We start from the raw sequence: 15,565 nt of genomic DNA, 5'->3' as shown, positions 1-15,565 counted from the left end.
GCAACTTTTGGCGGCTAGCGCTGCAGGGCGGCCTCGTTGACAATGCCATCCTGCTTGTAGATCACGCCGTCCTTCATCACCATGTCGATATCGCGGGTCAGGTTCATGTATTTCAGCACGTCACCACGGATAGCGATGATATCCGCTACTTTACCTTCGGTGACCGAGCCATAGCGATCCTGCACACCCATCATCACCGCCGGCCAGTAGGTAGCGGCGCGAATGGTTTCCATCGGCCCAAAGCCAAGGTCATCAACCCATACGGCCATTTCATGCCAGGTGCTCTGGCAGTGAAACTTCATCGGGATACCAGAATCGGTGCCGATTAGTAGCACTACGCCGGACTCTTTAAGCTGCTCAATTTTGCGCTTCAGGGTCGGTTTGCGCAGGGGCACCAGCTGGGAATAGGTCAGATGGCCGGGATCCTCAATCGATTGCTGAATATCAGCGATGGTGTCAGGCTCAAGGCCGCGATGCCAGCACTTGTCATCCAGATGCTCAGGGTTCTTGATGGTTTCTTCGTAGCTCCACAGGCCTTCAACGGTTGGCGTCCAGAACAGCAACCCGTCGAAGATGCCGGTGGCGGTGCGTTCTTTCAGAGCGGTCATGACATCTTCAGGATATTCCGGAGCGGTGGTAAGACCGGTATGTTCGAAGTTATCCACACCCATCTCTACGCCCAGACGGATTTCATCAGGTTTGTGGGCGTGGGCTACCACCTTCATGCCACGCTTATGGGCCTGATCGATGATTGTTTGGGCGATTTCGCGAGGCAAATCATCCTGGTCAATCAGCTTAACAATCTCCATGCCGGCATCGGCCAACATATTGACCTTACGGACGGCGTCTTCTACCGTTGGCACCGCCCAGCGGTAATGGCTTTGCCACTCATCAACTTCATACTGCAGGAAGGGGCCTGAGGCATATAGGTTGGGGCCGGGAATAGCGCCGGTTTCCAGCCGTTCTTTGATAATACGGGTATCTTCCAATGGCGCACCCAGATCGCGGACGCTGGTGACGCCGGCAAGTAGCAGTTGCACCAGGCTGGCGGGCATAATTTCATCCACAAAACGGTCTTGATAAGCGCGCTGCCAGTGGACATAATCCGAATGGCCGGTTAGCTGGATATGGGCATGGTTTTCCCAAAGGCCGGGTAGCACGTCGTGGCCTTCGGTGGAAACCACGCGATAACCATCGGGAACCGGCAGTGAATCGATCTGCCCGACTTTCTGAATAATACCGTCATCAATCAGCACCACACTGTCTTTGACCGGAAGCGCGGCAGTGCCGTCAATCAGGCGGCCGCCAACCAGAGCGATTTTCTCAGCCTGGGCGACGCCACTGGCCGAGGCGAGCAGTGCGCCAGTTATCAGAGCCGTAAGCAGTTTCTTCATGATTATTCCCGTCTTTTTTGTTTATCATGTAACCAACTTAACCGCAGCTAAGGGGTAATGCAATGCGAACTATCGCAGAATACAAGCCGCTGGCAGGACAGCAATTTGCAGTTCTGGTAGTGGGTGTCGGCCAGGTAGGTAGCTGCTGGCTGGACCAGTTTGCCCCAACCCTGCCACCCACCGCGCGGGTCCACAGCACCCACAATTCCAGCACCCCGTTGACCACGGGCACCATCGAACAATTAAATGATAAGGGTCAGACCCTGTTGGTTTTGGATCTGACTGCGTCGGAAAAGGTAAGCCGCTGCTACCCGGAGTGGATTCGCGCCGGGGCTAATATTATTAGCGCCAATAAATATGCGGGTGCGGCGGATACCGCTTTTTATCAGGAGGTGCAGCAAGCCTTGCAGGAGAACAACCGGCAGTGGTTGTACCGGGCGACGGTTGGTGCTGGTGTGCCGATCCCTCAGCTTGTGCGTGAATGCACGGCGAATAATGACCCGGTGTTACGTGTGGAGGGCAATTTCTCCGGCTCGCTGACCTGGATTTTTCAACAATACCGGCCCGGCGATAAGTTGTCGGAATGGCTGCGTAAAGCCAGTGAGGCCGGTATCACCGAGCCTGACCCGCGCACTGACCTGGGCGGCATGGATGTTGCCAAAAAACTGTTGATTGTGGCGCGCGAGGCGGGCTGGGATTTTGATCTGGCTGAAGCCGACATCCAAAACCTGGTACTGGCGTCTTCTTTAGATGAAGAGTTGGATGCGGCTTTTGATGACTGGCGCCAGGCGAATTACCCGGATGCTACGCAATTCTGTTATATCGGCAGGTTAGTGGCGGATGGCCAGCACGGGGTTAAAGCGAGTGCGGCACTCGAGCCGGTCAGCGCGGATTCGCCCTATGCCGGCTTAGCGCCGGATCGCGCTTATTTCCAGGTATGGACGGCGGATCACCCGGCGGGCACTATCACGGTTGAGGGCCCTGGCGCTGGCCTTGAGGCAACCGCCGGCGCCGTGCATAAGGATATCCTGGAGGCTATCGCGCGTTAGTGCGGGTAGCCTCCGGTTATTACGAGGTCAGCATTTCGTCAGGCAGGGGTACTTCGATGCAGGCGCAAAGGGTGGCTACCAGCTTTTGTTCGGTGGCGGAAATCATATCGTCTTGCTGCACGGTTTCCAGCCACTGCGAAACCAGTTTGGACTTGGCTTTTGGTGACCAGTTGCGGCAGGTGGTCAGCGCCTTGCTCAATCTATCCAGGTCGACGGTATCGCCCCGTTCGGCCTGTTCCAGGGCGGCAATAGTGGTGTCAGCAGCTTCCTGATCGCCGAGTTTTTTCGAAAAATGATTGCGCGGCAGCAACTGGCGGGCCAGCAGCTGATACAGGCACCAGGGAAACAGCCGGTGCTGCGCGCCCATGGCATCCAGCTCGCGGAACAGCTGGGTGCGCTCGCTATCGCTGGCGCGGCGCAGGGCAGGGATAGCGATTTCCACCAGCGCCAGGATCTGCGCCGCGCTCAGGTCAGTCTCAGCGCCTTCTTCCAGATAGCTGAACAACAGGTCTTTGATCAGGCTGGGGGCCTGTTCAGGAGAGTGAGCCTGTTCGAGCAACAGCGCCGGTAGTGCCAGGGCTGCCAGGCGCGACAGGGCGTTGGGCTCAGGCTTGCTGGCGACTTGTTCCTCTTCGCTTTTACTGAAGGCCTGGCGGGGCTCGGGAAATTTACCGTTCCAGCCGGGCTGAATGCGTTTGATGCGTTTTTCCAGGGGCGGATGGGTTGCCATCATACTGAACCAGTGCGACAGCGCCTGCCCAAAAAACAGATGGGCGGTCTGGTCAGCATTCTTATGCTCTACCTTACTGCCATCGTTATTATCATGATTGCGGGCGCCGATTTGTTTGAGTGCGCCGGCCAGGCTGTCGGGATGGCGGGTGAACTGAACCGCGGCGGCATCCGCCAGATATTCGCGCTGGCGGCTGACGGCGGACTTGATCAGATTGCCAAACAGGATACCGATACTGCCGATCACAATCAGCGCTATGCCCAGCAGTGGTAAGGCGTTATTGCGATCGCGGCTGCCGCGGCCGAAGTGCGCAGAATAAAGCAGCATACGGCCCAGATGGGCGACCACCAGAATGCCGGCCAGCGCTGAGATTAAGCGGATGTTGAGTCGCATATCGCCATTCAGAATATGACTGAACTCATGGGCCACTACGGCCTGCAATTCTTCCCGGGTAAAGGTTTCAATTGAGCCTCTGGTCAGGCCGATGACGGCATCGCGGGTCTGGTAGCCGGCGGCAAAGGCATTAATAGCGGACTCGTTGGGCAGGATATACACCTCAGGCACCGGCATATTGGCAGCGATAGCCATCTCTTCGACCACGTTCTGAACTCGGCGCTCAACCGGATCCTGGGTATCGGGCGACAGGCGCACGCCGCCCAGACTTTCGGCCACCACATGGCCACCGGGACGCAGTTGCAGCCATTTCATGCCCATGACCAGCAGAATACCTATGCCGACAAAGAAAGCGGTCCAGCTGAGCATGCCCGGCTCGGCGGTGAAGTCACCCTGCTGACTGGCATCCACTACGCCGAAAGCAATCGCCACTACCGCAGTAACGAAGATGATGATCAGCGCAAAGGCGACCACGAACAGGCCAACCAGCAACCAGGTGTTGCGGCGGGCCTGCTGCTGGTGTTCAAAAAAATTAACCATGCTGAGCAACCACCCGGTTTAGAATTCCACTTTCGGAGCGGCCTGAATTTCAGCGCTGTCCTCAAATTCCAGCAGGTTCGCATCACTGCCATGACCAAAAAATGGTGCCACTGCTACCGGCGGGAACGATTGACGATAGCTGTTGTACGTCATCACCGAATCGTTATAGGCCTGGCGAGAGAAGGCCACCCGGTTTTCAGTGCTGGTGAGCTCTTCCGACAGTTGCATCATGTTGGTGTTGGCTTTCAGATCCGGATAGGCCTCCATCACCACATTCAGCCGGCCCATGGCACCGGTCAGTGCGCTTTCTGCGCCACCTAATTGTTCCATTGCCTGGGTATTAGTTGGGTCTTTGGCCGCTTTGGGCAGGGCTTCAGCCGCCTGATTACGGGCCTGCACCACAGCTTCAAGGGTTTCGCTTTCGTGTGCTAAATAAGCCTTGGCGGTATTCACCAGATTCGGGATCAAATCGTGGCGGCGCTTGAGCTGAACTTCGATTTGCGCGAAAGCGTTCTGAAATTGGTTTTTTAACCGCACCAGCTTGTTGTAAATACTGATCAGATAGACCAGTGCCAGTACCGCTATGATAATAATAATCCATCCGATTGACATGAACGGGATCTCCTCTGGTTAAGGTATCGCACCTGTTAAACCAACATGCTATGATTCCGCCTTATTAGCAAGCCATATATATGTAAGATTTCATGACCAAACCCATTGCCACTGACGGAAATCTGTTTATTATCGCGGCGCCCAGTGGCGCCGGTAAATCCAGTTTAATCCGTGCGTTACTGGAACGCCACAACGATGGCAGCATGCAGGTGTCGGTTTCGTGCACCACTCGCGCGCCTCGTCCGGGTGAGCAGAATGGTGTGCATTATCACTTTCTGAGTGTCGACGCCTTCCAGAAAAAGATAGCAAATAATGAGTTTTATGAGTGGGCGCAGGTATTTGATAATTATTATGGCACGTCGCGGACGGTGATCGAGCAGACGCTGGCGCAGGGTATCGACGTATTTCTGGACATTGACTGGCAGGGCGCTCGGCAAGTTCGGGAAGCCTATTCGGCATGCCAGTCGGTTTTTATCGTGCCGCCCAGTCTGGACGCACTTGAACAGCGGTTGCGTAACCGCAATCAGGATTCGGACGACGTGATCCGCGGGCGTATGGCCAAAGCCCAGGGCGAAATGTCCCATTATCATGAATTTGATTATTTATTAGTCAATGATGATTTTGACACTACCCTGCTGAATTTAGAGCATATTGTGCTGGCGCGGCGACACCGAATGGCATTGCAGCAGACCCGTCATGCCGCTACACTCAAAGATCTCTTGGCGAATGCGCGTTAAATCCGTATAATTCCTGTCCCGTTTTTGCACTCGCATCACGTAATAAAAGTGGAGTAAGTATGGCTCGCGTAACTGTAGAAGAAGCTGTTGACCGTATTGGCAACCGATTTGACCTGGTGCTGGTAGCATCTCGTCGTGCCCGCCAACTGGCAACTCAAGGCAAAGATGCCCTAGTGCCGTGGAAAAATGAAAAAGCCACCGTTATTGCTTTGCGTGAAATCGAAGAAGGTTTGATTGACGCGAAACGTCTGGACGCGCAGGAGCGCACTGAAACAGCTCAGCAGGATGCTGACGAACTGGCAGCGGTTGACGCTTTGCGTGGTATTGAGTAACCCGGGTGTATCTGTTTGAAGGCCTCAGGCAGCAATTAACTGAGTACCTTCCACCGGAACAGGTGGACAGAACCGCTGCGGCCTTTCAGCTGGCCGCAGATGCTCATAGCGAGCAAAAACGCCATAGCGGCGAACCCTATATTACCCACCCTGTCGCGGTAGCCGGCTTGCTGGCTGAGATGCGACTTGATCACGAAACCATCATGGCAGCGCTGCTGCATGATGTGATCGAAGATACCCGTTTTACCTATGAAGATTTAGCCGAACAGTTTGGCGCTACCGTGGCCGAGCTGGTCGAAGGCGTGTCTAAACTGGATCGCCTGCAGTTTAATTCGCAGGAAGAGCTACAAACGGAAAACTACCGCAAGATGATCATGGCCATGGTCCATGACATCCGCGTGATTCTGATCAAACTGGCTGATCGCACCCACAATATGCGCACCATCAGCCATCTGCGGCCGGATAAACGCCGCCGCATTGCCCGCGAGACCCTCGAAATTTATGCGCCGCTGGCGCATCGCCTGGGTATCCACGATATTAAAAACGAGCTTGAATTACTCGGCTTCCATGCGCTGTATCCGTGGCGTGCCCGGCTGCTTGAATCCCAGGTTAAAAAAGCCCGCGGTAACCGCCGTGAGCTGCTGGAGCGGGTGCAGAAAGAAATCGAAAAACGCCTGGCTGATGCCGGCATTAAGGCGCGGGTGATGGGCCGTGAAAAACATCTGTACAGCATCTATCAGAAGATGCTGCATAAAGAACTGCGCTTTGAGCAGGTGATGGATATTTATGCTTTTCGCGTGATGGTTGATGAAGTGGATACCTGCTACCGCGTGCTGGGTTCCTTGCATAATCTGTATAAGCCAATTGAAACGCGTTTTAAAGACTACATCGCGATTCCCAAATCCAACGGCTATCAATCGTTGCATACTTCGCTGAAGGGCCCACACGGCATTCCGGTTGAAGTGCAGATCCGCACCGAAGAGATGAACCTGATGGCGGATCGCGGGGTGGCTGCGCACTGGCTGTATAAAACCGAAGAAAGCAGTGGCACTACCGCCCAGGTGCGCGCTCGTCGCTGGATGCAGAGCTTACTTGAGCTGCAGCAAAGTACGGGTAATGCTTTCGAGTTTATTGAAAACGTGAAATCCGAACTCTTCCCGGAAGAGATCTACGTGTTCACGCCGGAAGGCCGCATAATTGAACTGCCCCAGGGCGCTACGCCAGTGGATTTCGCCTACGCCGTGCATACGGATATCGGCAATACCTGTATCGGCGCACGGGTAAACCATCGGGTGTATTCGCTGAGCAAACCGCTGGAAACTGGCCAGACCGTCGAGATTAAGACCACGCCGGGCTCCCGGCCGAACATTGCCTGGCTGAACTTTGCCGTAACCGGCAAGGCGCGCGCCAAGATCCGCCAGTACCTGAAAGGCCAGGAAACCCGGGAAGCCGAACAGCTGGGCGAGCGGCTGCTGCGCGCCGCGCTCGGTACGTCCAACTACGACGATATCCCGGAGCGTGAATTTAAGCGGGTATTAAAAGAAACCAAAGTTGAATCGGTGCCGTCGTTGCTGCGCGAGATCGGCCTCGGCAATATGATGTCAGTGGCTATCGCCAAGCGCCTGCTGGGTGAATTACAACAGCTCAAAGATGACCAGATCGGCCCCGCCCATCGCAGCCTTGCGATCCGCGGCGCCGAAGGCCTGCTGGTCAGTTTTGCCAAGTGTTGCCGGCCCATCCCCGGCGACGACATCATTGCCCATGTGAGCCCGGGCAAAGGCCTGGTGATTCACCGCCGTGAATGTAAGAACGTACGCGGCTTTGAAGACGAGCCGGGGCGTTATTTCCCGGTGCAGTGGGACAATAAACCGGAAGCCGAATTTATTACTGAAGTGCGGGTTGAAATTGTTAACCATCAGGGCGCCCTGGCGAAGCTGACTTCCGCCATCGCAACCACCGGCTGCAACATCCACGGCTTGAAAACCGAAGAGGTGGACGCCAATATTTACTATATTGATGTAGCCCTAACTGTTCATGATCGCAAACAGCTGGCTGACGTTATCCGGCATATCCGAAAAATGCCGGACGTGCAGCGGGTTGCGCGACTAAGGAAATAAAATGTCAAAAGTTATTATCAGTACTGAAAATGCCCCTGCTGCCATCGGGCCCTACTCGCAGGCAGTGAAAGTCGGCACCACGGTGTATTTGTCCGGCCAGATCCCGCTGGTACCCGGGACCATGGAATTTATCAGTGACAACTTCCGCGACCAGGCAGTGCAGGTATTTAAAAACCTGAAGGCTGTGTGCGAAGCCGCCGGTGGTGAGCTGCAGGATATGATTAAGTTGCAGATTTACCTCACTGACTTAGGCCAGTTCGCCGTGGTTAATGAAGTGATGGCGGAGTTTTTCCGTGAGCCGTACCCGGCGCGCGCCGCGATCGAAGTCAAAGGCCTGCCGAAGGGCGCGCAGATTGAGATTGATGGCGTCATGGAGCTGCCCAGCACCGACTAGGCAGCTCGCCTGTTATCAGACCGGCACCACCTCAGCCCGGCCTTCCAGTGGCCGGCGCCAGATAATCATGGCAATAGCTACCCCAGCCAGAATAAAGGAGTAGCCGGTATGGATGCTCACTTCCAGGGGCGATAAGCCAAAGCTGGCCCCCATCAGCAGCGCCTGCGCCCCATAAGGCAAGGCGCCCTGCACCACACAGGCGAAAATATCCAGTAAGCTGGCGCTCTGCCGTGGTGCCAGATTCCCCTCTTCAGCCAGCCGCTTGCTGACTTCACCAGAGAGCAGAATGGTTACCGTGTTGTTGGCCACGGCAAAGTTCGTCAGGCCGGTCAGGCCAGCGATACCAAAGGCCGCTCGTTGCTGCGGGTGCTTAAATAGCTTACTGGTCACCCGGCCGACGGTTTCAGATAAAAATTTCAGGCCGCCCTGCTCGCGAATCAAAGCGGATAAGCCGCCGATTAGCAGCGACAACAGGAAGATTTCCTGCATGCTGATAAAGCCTTCGTAGATATCCTTGCTGAACGCAATCCACTCATAGCCCACAGCCACCATGCCAAATAACGCTGCCAGGATAATACCCAGCATCAGCACCGCAAATACGTTCAATCCCATTACCGCCAGTACGATGATCAGAAAATAGGGCAGACTCAGCCACAGGTTGGCCTCGGGAATTTTCGGTGGCACCGCGCCGGTATCGTAAGTAAATAACCAGATCAGGGTAATGACTGCGGCGGGCAGGGCGATCTTTAAGTTCGCCTTGAATTTATCGGCCATGTTACAGCCCTGGGTACGGGTGGCGGCGATGGTGGTATCGGAGATAATCGACAGGTTGTCGCCAAACATGGCGCCGCTCACCAGTACGCCAGCGAGCAAGGCCAGATCGATTTCCGCCGCCTGGCCCAGCCCTAAGGCGACCGGAGCCAGCGCGGCCAGGGTGCCCATGGAGGTGCCCATGGCGGTAGATACCACGGCAGCGATCACAAACAGGCCGGGCAGCAGGAACTGCGGCGGGATCACCTGCAGCCCCAGCGCCACCATGGCATCCACGCCGCCCGTGGCAGCAGCGACCGTAGAGAAGGCGCCTGCCAGCAGGTAAATCATACACATGGTGACAATATTGCGTTCACCGACGCCGGCGACAAAGGTGTCTATCCGATCTTCGAAATCCTGCTTACTGAGCAATACTGCCAGAATAATGGCGGGCAGAATCGCCACCGGGCTGGCCAGCTGATAAAACGCATAGTCAACGCCGGTGAACTGAAAATAGATACCGGTGCCGAGAAACAACGCAAGAAAGAGACCAAGGGGTAGCAGAGCCCTGGCGCTGGCAGTTTGAGTCATAAAATTCCTTAACGGTTAGCTGATTTTTTTATTATTAAAAACTATTTAGACGTCCAGAAGTTTATATGGCTTAACAGCCGGCTGCAAGCGATTGCGGTTGCCAATTCTGCCGACATCGTCATACTTATAAGTTCGTTTTACACAGGAACCGATAGGAAGTCTATGACCCCCGATGATCTGCACTTGCAGTTACGCAATCTGCGCAATGATGATTATGACCAGTTAAAAGCACTGATGGATAAGGTCTATCCGGATATTGGCGGAGCCTGGGGTGAGCACACCATACGCAAACTGATTAAAGAGTTTCCTGAGGGGCAGATTTGCCTGGAAGACGGTGGCCAGATCGTTGGCGTCGCGCTGACGGTGACGGTGAAATATGCGCGCTTCAGTAACCCGCACACCTATGAAGACCTGATGGACGCCCGTGAGAACATTCTTAACGACCGCAAGGGCGATGCCCTCTATGGGCTGGATGTACTGATTCATCCGGACTACCGCGGTTTCCGTCTGGGTCGCCGGCTTTATGACGCCCGCAAAGAGCTGTGTCGCCAGCTGAACCTGAAAGCCATTCTGGCGGGTGGCCGTATTGTGAACTATCACAAATATGCTGATGAGCTGTCCCCTGGTCAGTACATTGAGCAGGTGCACCGTCGTGAAATTTACGATCCTATTCTGACCTTCCAGTTAGCTAACGATTTTACCGTCAAGCGACTCTTGGGTAAGTACATGCCGGAAGACAAGCGTTCGGCCGGTTTTGCCACCCTGCTGGAGTGGGATAACTTCTTATACGAACCGTCGGACAATATTCTTGGCAGCCGTATTCGTAACGTGCGGGTGGGCGCTTTGCAGTGGCAGATGCGTGAAATTGACTCGGTAGAAGAAATGCTGCGGCAGGTGGAATATTTCGTGGATGCGATATCCAGCTACCAGAGTGACTTTGCGGTATTCCCGGAGTTTTTCAACGCACCCGTGATGGGCCTGACCGATCAAAGCCGGCAGAAAGATGCCATTCGTTTTCTGGCTGGTTATACCGAACGCTTCAAGCGCGAGATGTCGCAGATGGCGGTGAGCTATAACGTCAATATCATTACCGGTTCAATGCCAATCAATGAAGATGACACCATTTATAACGTCACCTACCTGTGTCGCCGCGATGGCACCATTGAAGAACAGCGCAAAATTCATGTCACGCCGCACGAAAAACGCGACTGGGTTATCGAAGGCGGCGACAAGGTACAGGTATTTGATACCGATGCCGGCCGGGTCGGGATCCTGATTTGTTACGACGTCGAGTTCCCGGAGCTGGGTCGCATGATGGCGGCAGAAGGCCTGGAGATTCTGTTCGTACCCTTCTGGACGGATACCCGCAATGCCTACCTGCGGGTACGGCACTGTGCTCAGGCACGGGCCATCGAAAATGAATGCTATGTGGTGATTTGCGGCAGTGTCGGGAACCTGCCACAGGTGGAGAGCCTGGACGTACAGTACGCCCAGTCAGCGGTATTCTCACCATCAGATTTTGCTTTCCCGTACGATGCGGTGCTGGCTGAGACCACGCCGAATACCGAGCAGCTGATCTTCTCGGATCTGAACCTGGATGAGTTACGTTATCTGCATCATGAGGGTTCGGTGACCAACCTGAAAGATCGCCGCACTGATTTATATGAAGTTATCCGTAAGCGGTAACAGCGGTTGCAACAGCACAACAATGAGGATGCACCATGCCAGTAAAAATGCTCGCGCCTGCAGACGAGGCCTATAATTACCCGCTGCTGATCAAGCAGCTGTTGCTGTCCAGCCAGCGTTACGCCGGTGACAACGAAATTGTCGGCGGCAATAATGGCAAACGTTATAGCTATGCCGAATTTAATGAGCGTGTGCAGCGGCTGGCCAATGTGCTGACCGAAGCGGGTGTAAAGCAGGGCGATACCGTCGCGGTACTGGACTGGGATACGCCCCGCTACCTGGAATGCTTTTTTGCCATTCCGATGATTGGTGCGGTGCTGCATACGGTCAATGTGCGGCTGCCGCCTGAGCAGGTGGTTTACACCATGAACCACGCCGAAGATGACCTGGTGCTGGTGCACGATGATTTTCTGCCGCTTATCGCTAAAGTTAAAGACGACCTGAAAACAGTCAAAGGTTACATCCAGTTATCTGATGCGGATGCGCCGCCTGAAGCGCCGCTGGATACCATCGGCGATTACGAAGGCCTGCTGGCCGCGGCCATGACCGAATTCGACTTCCCGGACTTTGACGAAAACGCTATTGCGACAACCTTCTATACCACCGGGACCACGGGCAGCCCCAAAGGCGTGTTCTTTTCCCATCGCCAACTGGTATTGCACACCATGGCACTGGCCGCTACCACCAGCATGAACGACAACATGCAGCTGTTGCAGTCCAGCAGCGTCTACATGCCGATTACGCCGATGTTCCATGTCCACGCCTGGGGCGTTCCCTACGTGGCCACCATGATGGGCCTGAAGCAGGTTTATCCGGGGCGCTACGAGCCAGCCATGCTGCTTAAGCTCTACATGACTGAAAAAGTGACATTCTCACACTGCGTGCCAACCATTCTGCAGATGATTCTGAGCAGCGAAAAAGCCAGCACCATTGATTTTAGTGGCTGGCAGGTGCTGATCGGTGGCAGCGCCCTGACCCAGGGGCTGGCGCGCTCCGCGCTGGATCGGGGGATCCAGGTGTATACCGGCTATGGTATGTCAGAAACCTGTCCGCTGCTTAGCACCTCCTGGTTGCCGCTTGACGCGGCCGATCTGGAGCTGGATGAGCAGGTGCAGTTGCGCACTAAAGCTGGTCGCCCGGTGCCGCTGGTGAATATGCGCATCATCGACAACAAAGGCCGCTTTGTGAAACACAACGGTGAGGATATGGGCGAGGTGGTGGTACGCGCGCCCTGGCTGACCCAGAGCTACCTGAAAGAGCCGGAAAAAGGCAACGAGCTGTGGGAAAACGGCTGGCTGCATACCGGCGACGTGGGTACCATCGACAGCTCATACACGCTGGAGATTCGTGATCGCATTAAAGATGTCATCAAAACCGGCGGTGAATGGGTATCCTCATTGGATATCGAAAACCTGATCAGTAAGCATCCGGATGTGGAACTGACCGCCGTGGTTGGGTTACCTGATGATGAATGGGGCGAGCGGCCCCATGCGATGGTCACTGTGCGCGCCGGCGCTCAGGTTGACCATGAGACCATCGCTGAGCACCTGCAGCAATATGTAAAAGACGGCGCCATTGAAAAGTGGGCGATTCCCGACACTGTTACCGTGGTGGATGAAATTCCACGCACCAGTGTCGGCAAAATCGACAAGAAAGTGATACGCCAACAAATCAAATCATAAGTTGGCGTAATCCACTACCCAGTTCACATAGAGCTCAGTCCCGGTTTTCAGGGCATCTTCGTCGGCATAAAATAACGGCGAATGATTGCTCGGCGCCGTGGCTGGGTCCTGCCCTTCCGGGGTAATGCCCAGGAAGACGAACAGGCCGGGCACTTCCAGCGCGTAAAACGAGAAGTCTTCAGCGCCCGTTACCAACGCATTCACTTTCACGTTTTCTTTGCCCGCGACCCGCTCCATGGTGGGTAACATGCTGCGGGTAAGCTCCGGATCGTTAATAGTAACCGGATAGCCTTCGTCGATATGCACGTGGGCTGTCGCACCGCTGCTGGCGGCAGTGGCCTCGGCGGTTAGCTTGAGCTTTTTGAAGATCTGCGCGCGGTTTTCCATATCGAAGTTACGGATGGTCCCTTCCAGATAGACTTCGTCCGGAATGATATTATTGCGCACGCCACCTTCCACAATACCGAAGCTGATTACAGCTGGCGCCCGGGTAATATCAACCTGGCGGGCCACTATCGTCTGGGTATTGCTAATGATCTGACCCGCAGCGACGATCGGGTCAACGCCACCCCAGGGCCGCGAGCCGTGGGTCTGACGGCCTGTCACGTTAATTTCAAAACGATCCGAAGACGCCATCAGTGGCCCCTCACGATAGCCAATTTCGCCGGTATTTCCGGCTGACCATACATGGATACCAAATACCGCATCGGGTTTGTTGTCAGCAAAAAGACCCTGCTCGAGCATCAGTTCCGCGCCACCTTCTTCGCCTTCAGGAGCGCCTTCTTCAGCTGGCTGGAAGATAAACATGACATTACCCTGCAGCTGATCCTGCATAGCCACCAGTTTTTCCGCCGCGCCCATTAGCATGGCGACATGCAGATCGTGGCCACAGGCATGCATCACGCCCACTTCTTTGCCGCGATACTCGCTAACGACAGTAGATTTAAAGGGCACATCGGTCTGTTCGGTTACCGGCAGCGCATCCATGTCAGCGCGCAATGCCACGGTCGGGCCCGGCTTAGCGCCTTTGAGCATAGCGACCACGCCGGTATGCGCGATGCCGGTTTGTACTTCCAGCCCCAGACTGCGCAAATGATCGGCAACCACCTGGGCGGTGCGGAATTCGCGATTACTGAGTTCAGGGTGCTGGTGCAGGTCACGGCGCCACTCAATGACTTTTTGTTCGAGTTCCGGTGAAATTTCCACGGTTTGCTGGGCAGCGGTGGTGCCGGAAAAGCTGATGCCGGCAATAAGTGCCAGCGATAAAGTAGAAAGTTTTAACATGAGAGAGCCTCGGTTTTTATTGTATGCATTATTGTCTGTATCAGTCTGCTGTATCAGCGGCTGCGGTAGCGTTCCAGTTGATGGCCTGCCAGCGGCCGTCGCGTTTTATTAACACGCCCGTATTCAGGAACCTCCGGCCGGGACTTTCCGGCTTATGGTCCGCTTCAGCGCCGAGCGTGAAGTTCACAATTACGGCTTCACCCAAAGGTTTGAGTTCTATATTCTCCGCGTAGTACCAGATAATATCGGCATCGGCATCGCCATCAGCGCCCGGTGTTTCAGCACTGCGTACCCCTTCCATCAATTGCGCTTTCCCGTAACGATGTCCGCTGGAACTGGTATAGGTGAGTTCTTCCGCCCAGAAATCATCATGGACCTCTGGGTCGTTAATGCTGGCGCCGGCCAGGAACTGTTCCAGTGCCGCAACGACCTCTTCTCTGAGATTATCTTCCTGCGCTGCCGCAGTGTTCAGGCAGCCTATGGCCATGAGTAAAGCAAAACTAAAAGTGAAAACGCGCAACATAAGCGAGCTACCCCTGTGAAATAAACAAGAGCTCCAGATTAGACTGACGGCACTTTGCTAGCAAGTAAGTTGTTCGGGTATCTGCAGATCGGCGGGTAAGAGGCGGAAATAGTCGTAATCGGGCACCGGCGCGGTCACTGTGAAGTGCTGGCCCTGGTAGTCAAAACGCAGTTGCCAGGCATGCAGTTGCAGATGCTCAGCCGGAGCGCGGCCGTAGCGGGTGTCGCCGCAAATCGGCGCGCCCAGACTTTTCAGCGCGACCCGTAACTGATGGGTGCGCCCGGTGAGCGGCCGCAGGATGTAATAACGCAGCCCCGGCTGCAGCGAGTAACTGATAAACCTTGTTTGCGCCGGACTGTTCTGGGTGTGTAGCAGACGCCAGTTGCCGCGCCGGACTTTATCCATGTCGCCGCTGATCAGGCCCTGCTTTTTATTCGGCTTGCCGGCGGCAATCGCCAGGTAGAACTTGGTGATGGTGCGCTCGGCAAACAGCGCGCTGAGGCTAGCGGCCGCGGCCTGGTTGCGGGCAATCAGCAAGGCGCCGGAAGTCGGGGTATCCAGCCGGTGCACGGGGAACAGGGTTTCACCGGTCTGCGCGGCCAATTGGTGCACCACGCTGAGCTCATCATCATTGGCATGCATGGGGGCGCCAGCGGGCTTATTGAGTACATAAAAGTCGGGGTGCTGAAACACTAGGGTTAACTCGCGCATACCGCTATACTGGCCCCGAACGTTTCGAAAATGTGTTGGA

Annotated in this window: 14 protein-coding genes; 7 read left to right on the top strand and 7 right to left on the bottom strand. The window is 55.2% G+C overall.

Annotated elements, in window-relative coordinates:
• Positions 1-14 precede the first annotated feature (14 nt).
• Positions 15-1,394: an amidohydrolase family protein gene (locus IDSA_RS08290; RefSeq protein WP_051986181.1), complete on the bottom strand. Its 1,380-nt coding sequence runs from the start codon at positions 1,392-1,394 to the stop codon at positions 15-17.
• Between the two features lie 62 nt (positions 1,395-1,456).
• Here IDSA_RS08290 and IDSA_RS08285 point away from each other — a divergent pair, with 62 nt between their 5' ends.
• Positions 1,457-2,443 (top strand): hypothetical protein, encoded by a 987-nt coding sequence (locus IDSA_RS08285; protein WP_051986180.1) that lies wholly within the window; start codon positions 1,457-1,459, stop codon positions 2,441-2,443.
• A gap of 19 nt (positions 2,444-2,462) precedes the next feature.
• On the opposite strand, the gene IDSA_RS08280 is transcribed toward IDSA_RS08285, so the two are convergent.
• Positions 2,463-4,106: a M48 family metallopeptidase gene (locus IDSA_RS08280; RefSeq protein WP_034775888.1), complete on the bottom strand. Its 1,644-nt coding sequence runs from the start codon at positions 4,104-4,106 to the stop codon at positions 2,463-2,465.
• An 18-nt stretch (positions 4,107-4,124) separates the two neighbouring features.
• The gene (locus IDSA_RS08275) at positions 4,125-4,718 is read right to left on the bottom strand and encodes a LemA family protein (RefSeq protein ID WP_034775886.1); all 594 of its coding nucleotides are present in this window, start codon (positions 4,716-4,718) and stop codon (positions 4,125-4,127) included.
• A 92-nt stretch (positions 4,719-4,810) separates the two neighbouring features.
• On the opposite strand from IDSA_RS08275, the gene gmk reads away from it, so the two are divergent.
• Genes gmk through IDSA_RS08255 form a run of 4 tightly spaced genes read left to right on the top strand, consistent with a single transcriptional unit; the run spans position 4,811 to position 8,298 of the window.
• Complete coding sequence (gmk, locus tag IDSA_RS08270) at positions 4,811-5,455, top strand: guanylate kinase (RefSeq protein WP_034775884.1); 645 nt, start codon at positions 4,811-4,813, stop codon at positions 5,453-5,455.
• A 59-nt stretch (positions 5,456-5,514) separates the two neighbouring features.
• Entirely contained in the window at positions 5,515-5,787 is a 273-nt protein-coding gene (gene rpoZ / locus IDSA_RS08265; protein ID WP_034775883.1) for a DNA-directed RNA polymerase subunit omega, read from the top strand.
• Positions 5,788-5,792: 5 nt separating this feature from the next.
• The gene (gene spoT, locus IDSA_RS08260) at positions 5,793-7,904 is read left to right on the top strand and encodes a bifunctional GTP diphosphokinase/guanosine-3',5'-bis pyrophosphate 3'-pyrophosphohydrolase (protein ID WP_034775881.1); all 2,112 of its coding nucleotides are present in this window, start codon (positions 5,793-5,795) and stop codon (positions 7,902-7,904) included.
• Between the two features lies 1 nt (position 7,905).
• The gene (locus tag IDSA_RS08255) at positions 7,906-8,298 is read left to right on the top strand and encodes a RidA family protein (RefSeq protein WP_034775878.1); all 393 of its coding nucleotides are present in this window, start codon (positions 7,906-7,908) and stop codon (positions 8,296-8,298) included.
• Between the two features lie 15 nt (positions 8,299-8,313).
• On the opposite strand, the gene IDSA_RS08250 is transcribed toward IDSA_RS08255, so the two are convergent.
• Positions 8,314-9,639: a Na+/H+ antiporter NhaC family protein gene (locus tag IDSA_RS08250; RefSeq protein ID WP_034775876.1), complete on the bottom strand. Its 1,326-nt coding sequence runs from the start codon at positions 9,637-9,639 to the stop codon at positions 8,314-8,316.
• A gap of 162 nt (positions 9,640-9,801) precedes the next feature.
• On the opposite strand from IDSA_RS08250, the gene IDSA_RS08245 reads away from it, so the two are divergent.
• On the top strand, positions 9,802-11,325 hold the full coding sequence (locus IDSA_RS08245; RefSeq protein ID WP_034775875.1) for a bifunctional GNAT family N-acetyltransferase/carbon-nitrogen hydrolase family protein: 1,524 nt from the start codon (positions 9,802-9,804) through the stop codon (positions 11,323-11,325).
• 35 nt (positions 11,326-11,360) lie between these two features.
• On the top strand, positions 11,361-13,007 hold the full coding sequence (locus IDSA_RS08240) for a fatty acid--CoA ligase (RefSeq protein ID WP_034775872.1): 1,647 nt from the start codon (positions 11,361-11,363) through the stop codon (positions 13,005-13,007).
• Here IDSA_RS08240 and IDSA_RS08235 read toward each other — a convergent pair.
• From IDSA_RS08235 to IDSA_RS08225, 3 genes are read right to left on the bottom strand one after another with little or no spacing between them, the layout of a single operon-like run.
• Entirely contained in the window at positions 13,002-14,291 is a 1,290-nt protein-coding gene (locus tag IDSA_RS08235; RefSeq protein WP_034775869.1) for an amidohydrolase, read from the bottom strand. The two genes, IDSA_RS08240 and IDSA_RS08235, sit on opposite strands and share 6 nt — an antisense overlap.
• Before the next feature lie 40 nt (positions 14,292-14,331).
• A complete protein-coding gene (locus IDSA_RS08230; RefSeq protein ID WP_084694085.1) occupies positions 14,332-14,814 on the bottom strand; it encodes a nuclear transport factor 2 family protein in 483 nt (160 codons plus the stop codon).
• A 57-nt stretch (positions 14,815-14,871) separates the two neighbouring features.
• Positions 14,872-15,525, bottom strand: a complete 654-nt coding sequence (locus IDSA_RS08225) for a TIGR01621 family pseudouridine synthase (protein WP_034775863.1) — start codon at positions 15,523-15,525, stop codon at positions 14,872-14,874.
• Positions 15,526-15,565 lie beyond the last annotated feature (40 nt).

The sequence above is a fragment of the Pseudidiomarina salinarum genome, from assembly GCF_000753715.1.
GTDB classification, from domain to species: Bacteria; Pseudomonadota; Gammaproteobacteria; order Enterobacterales; family Alteromonadaceae; genus Pseudidiomarina; species Pseudidiomarina salinarum.
This window is presented reverse-complemented; position numbering and strand designations above follow the sequence as displayed.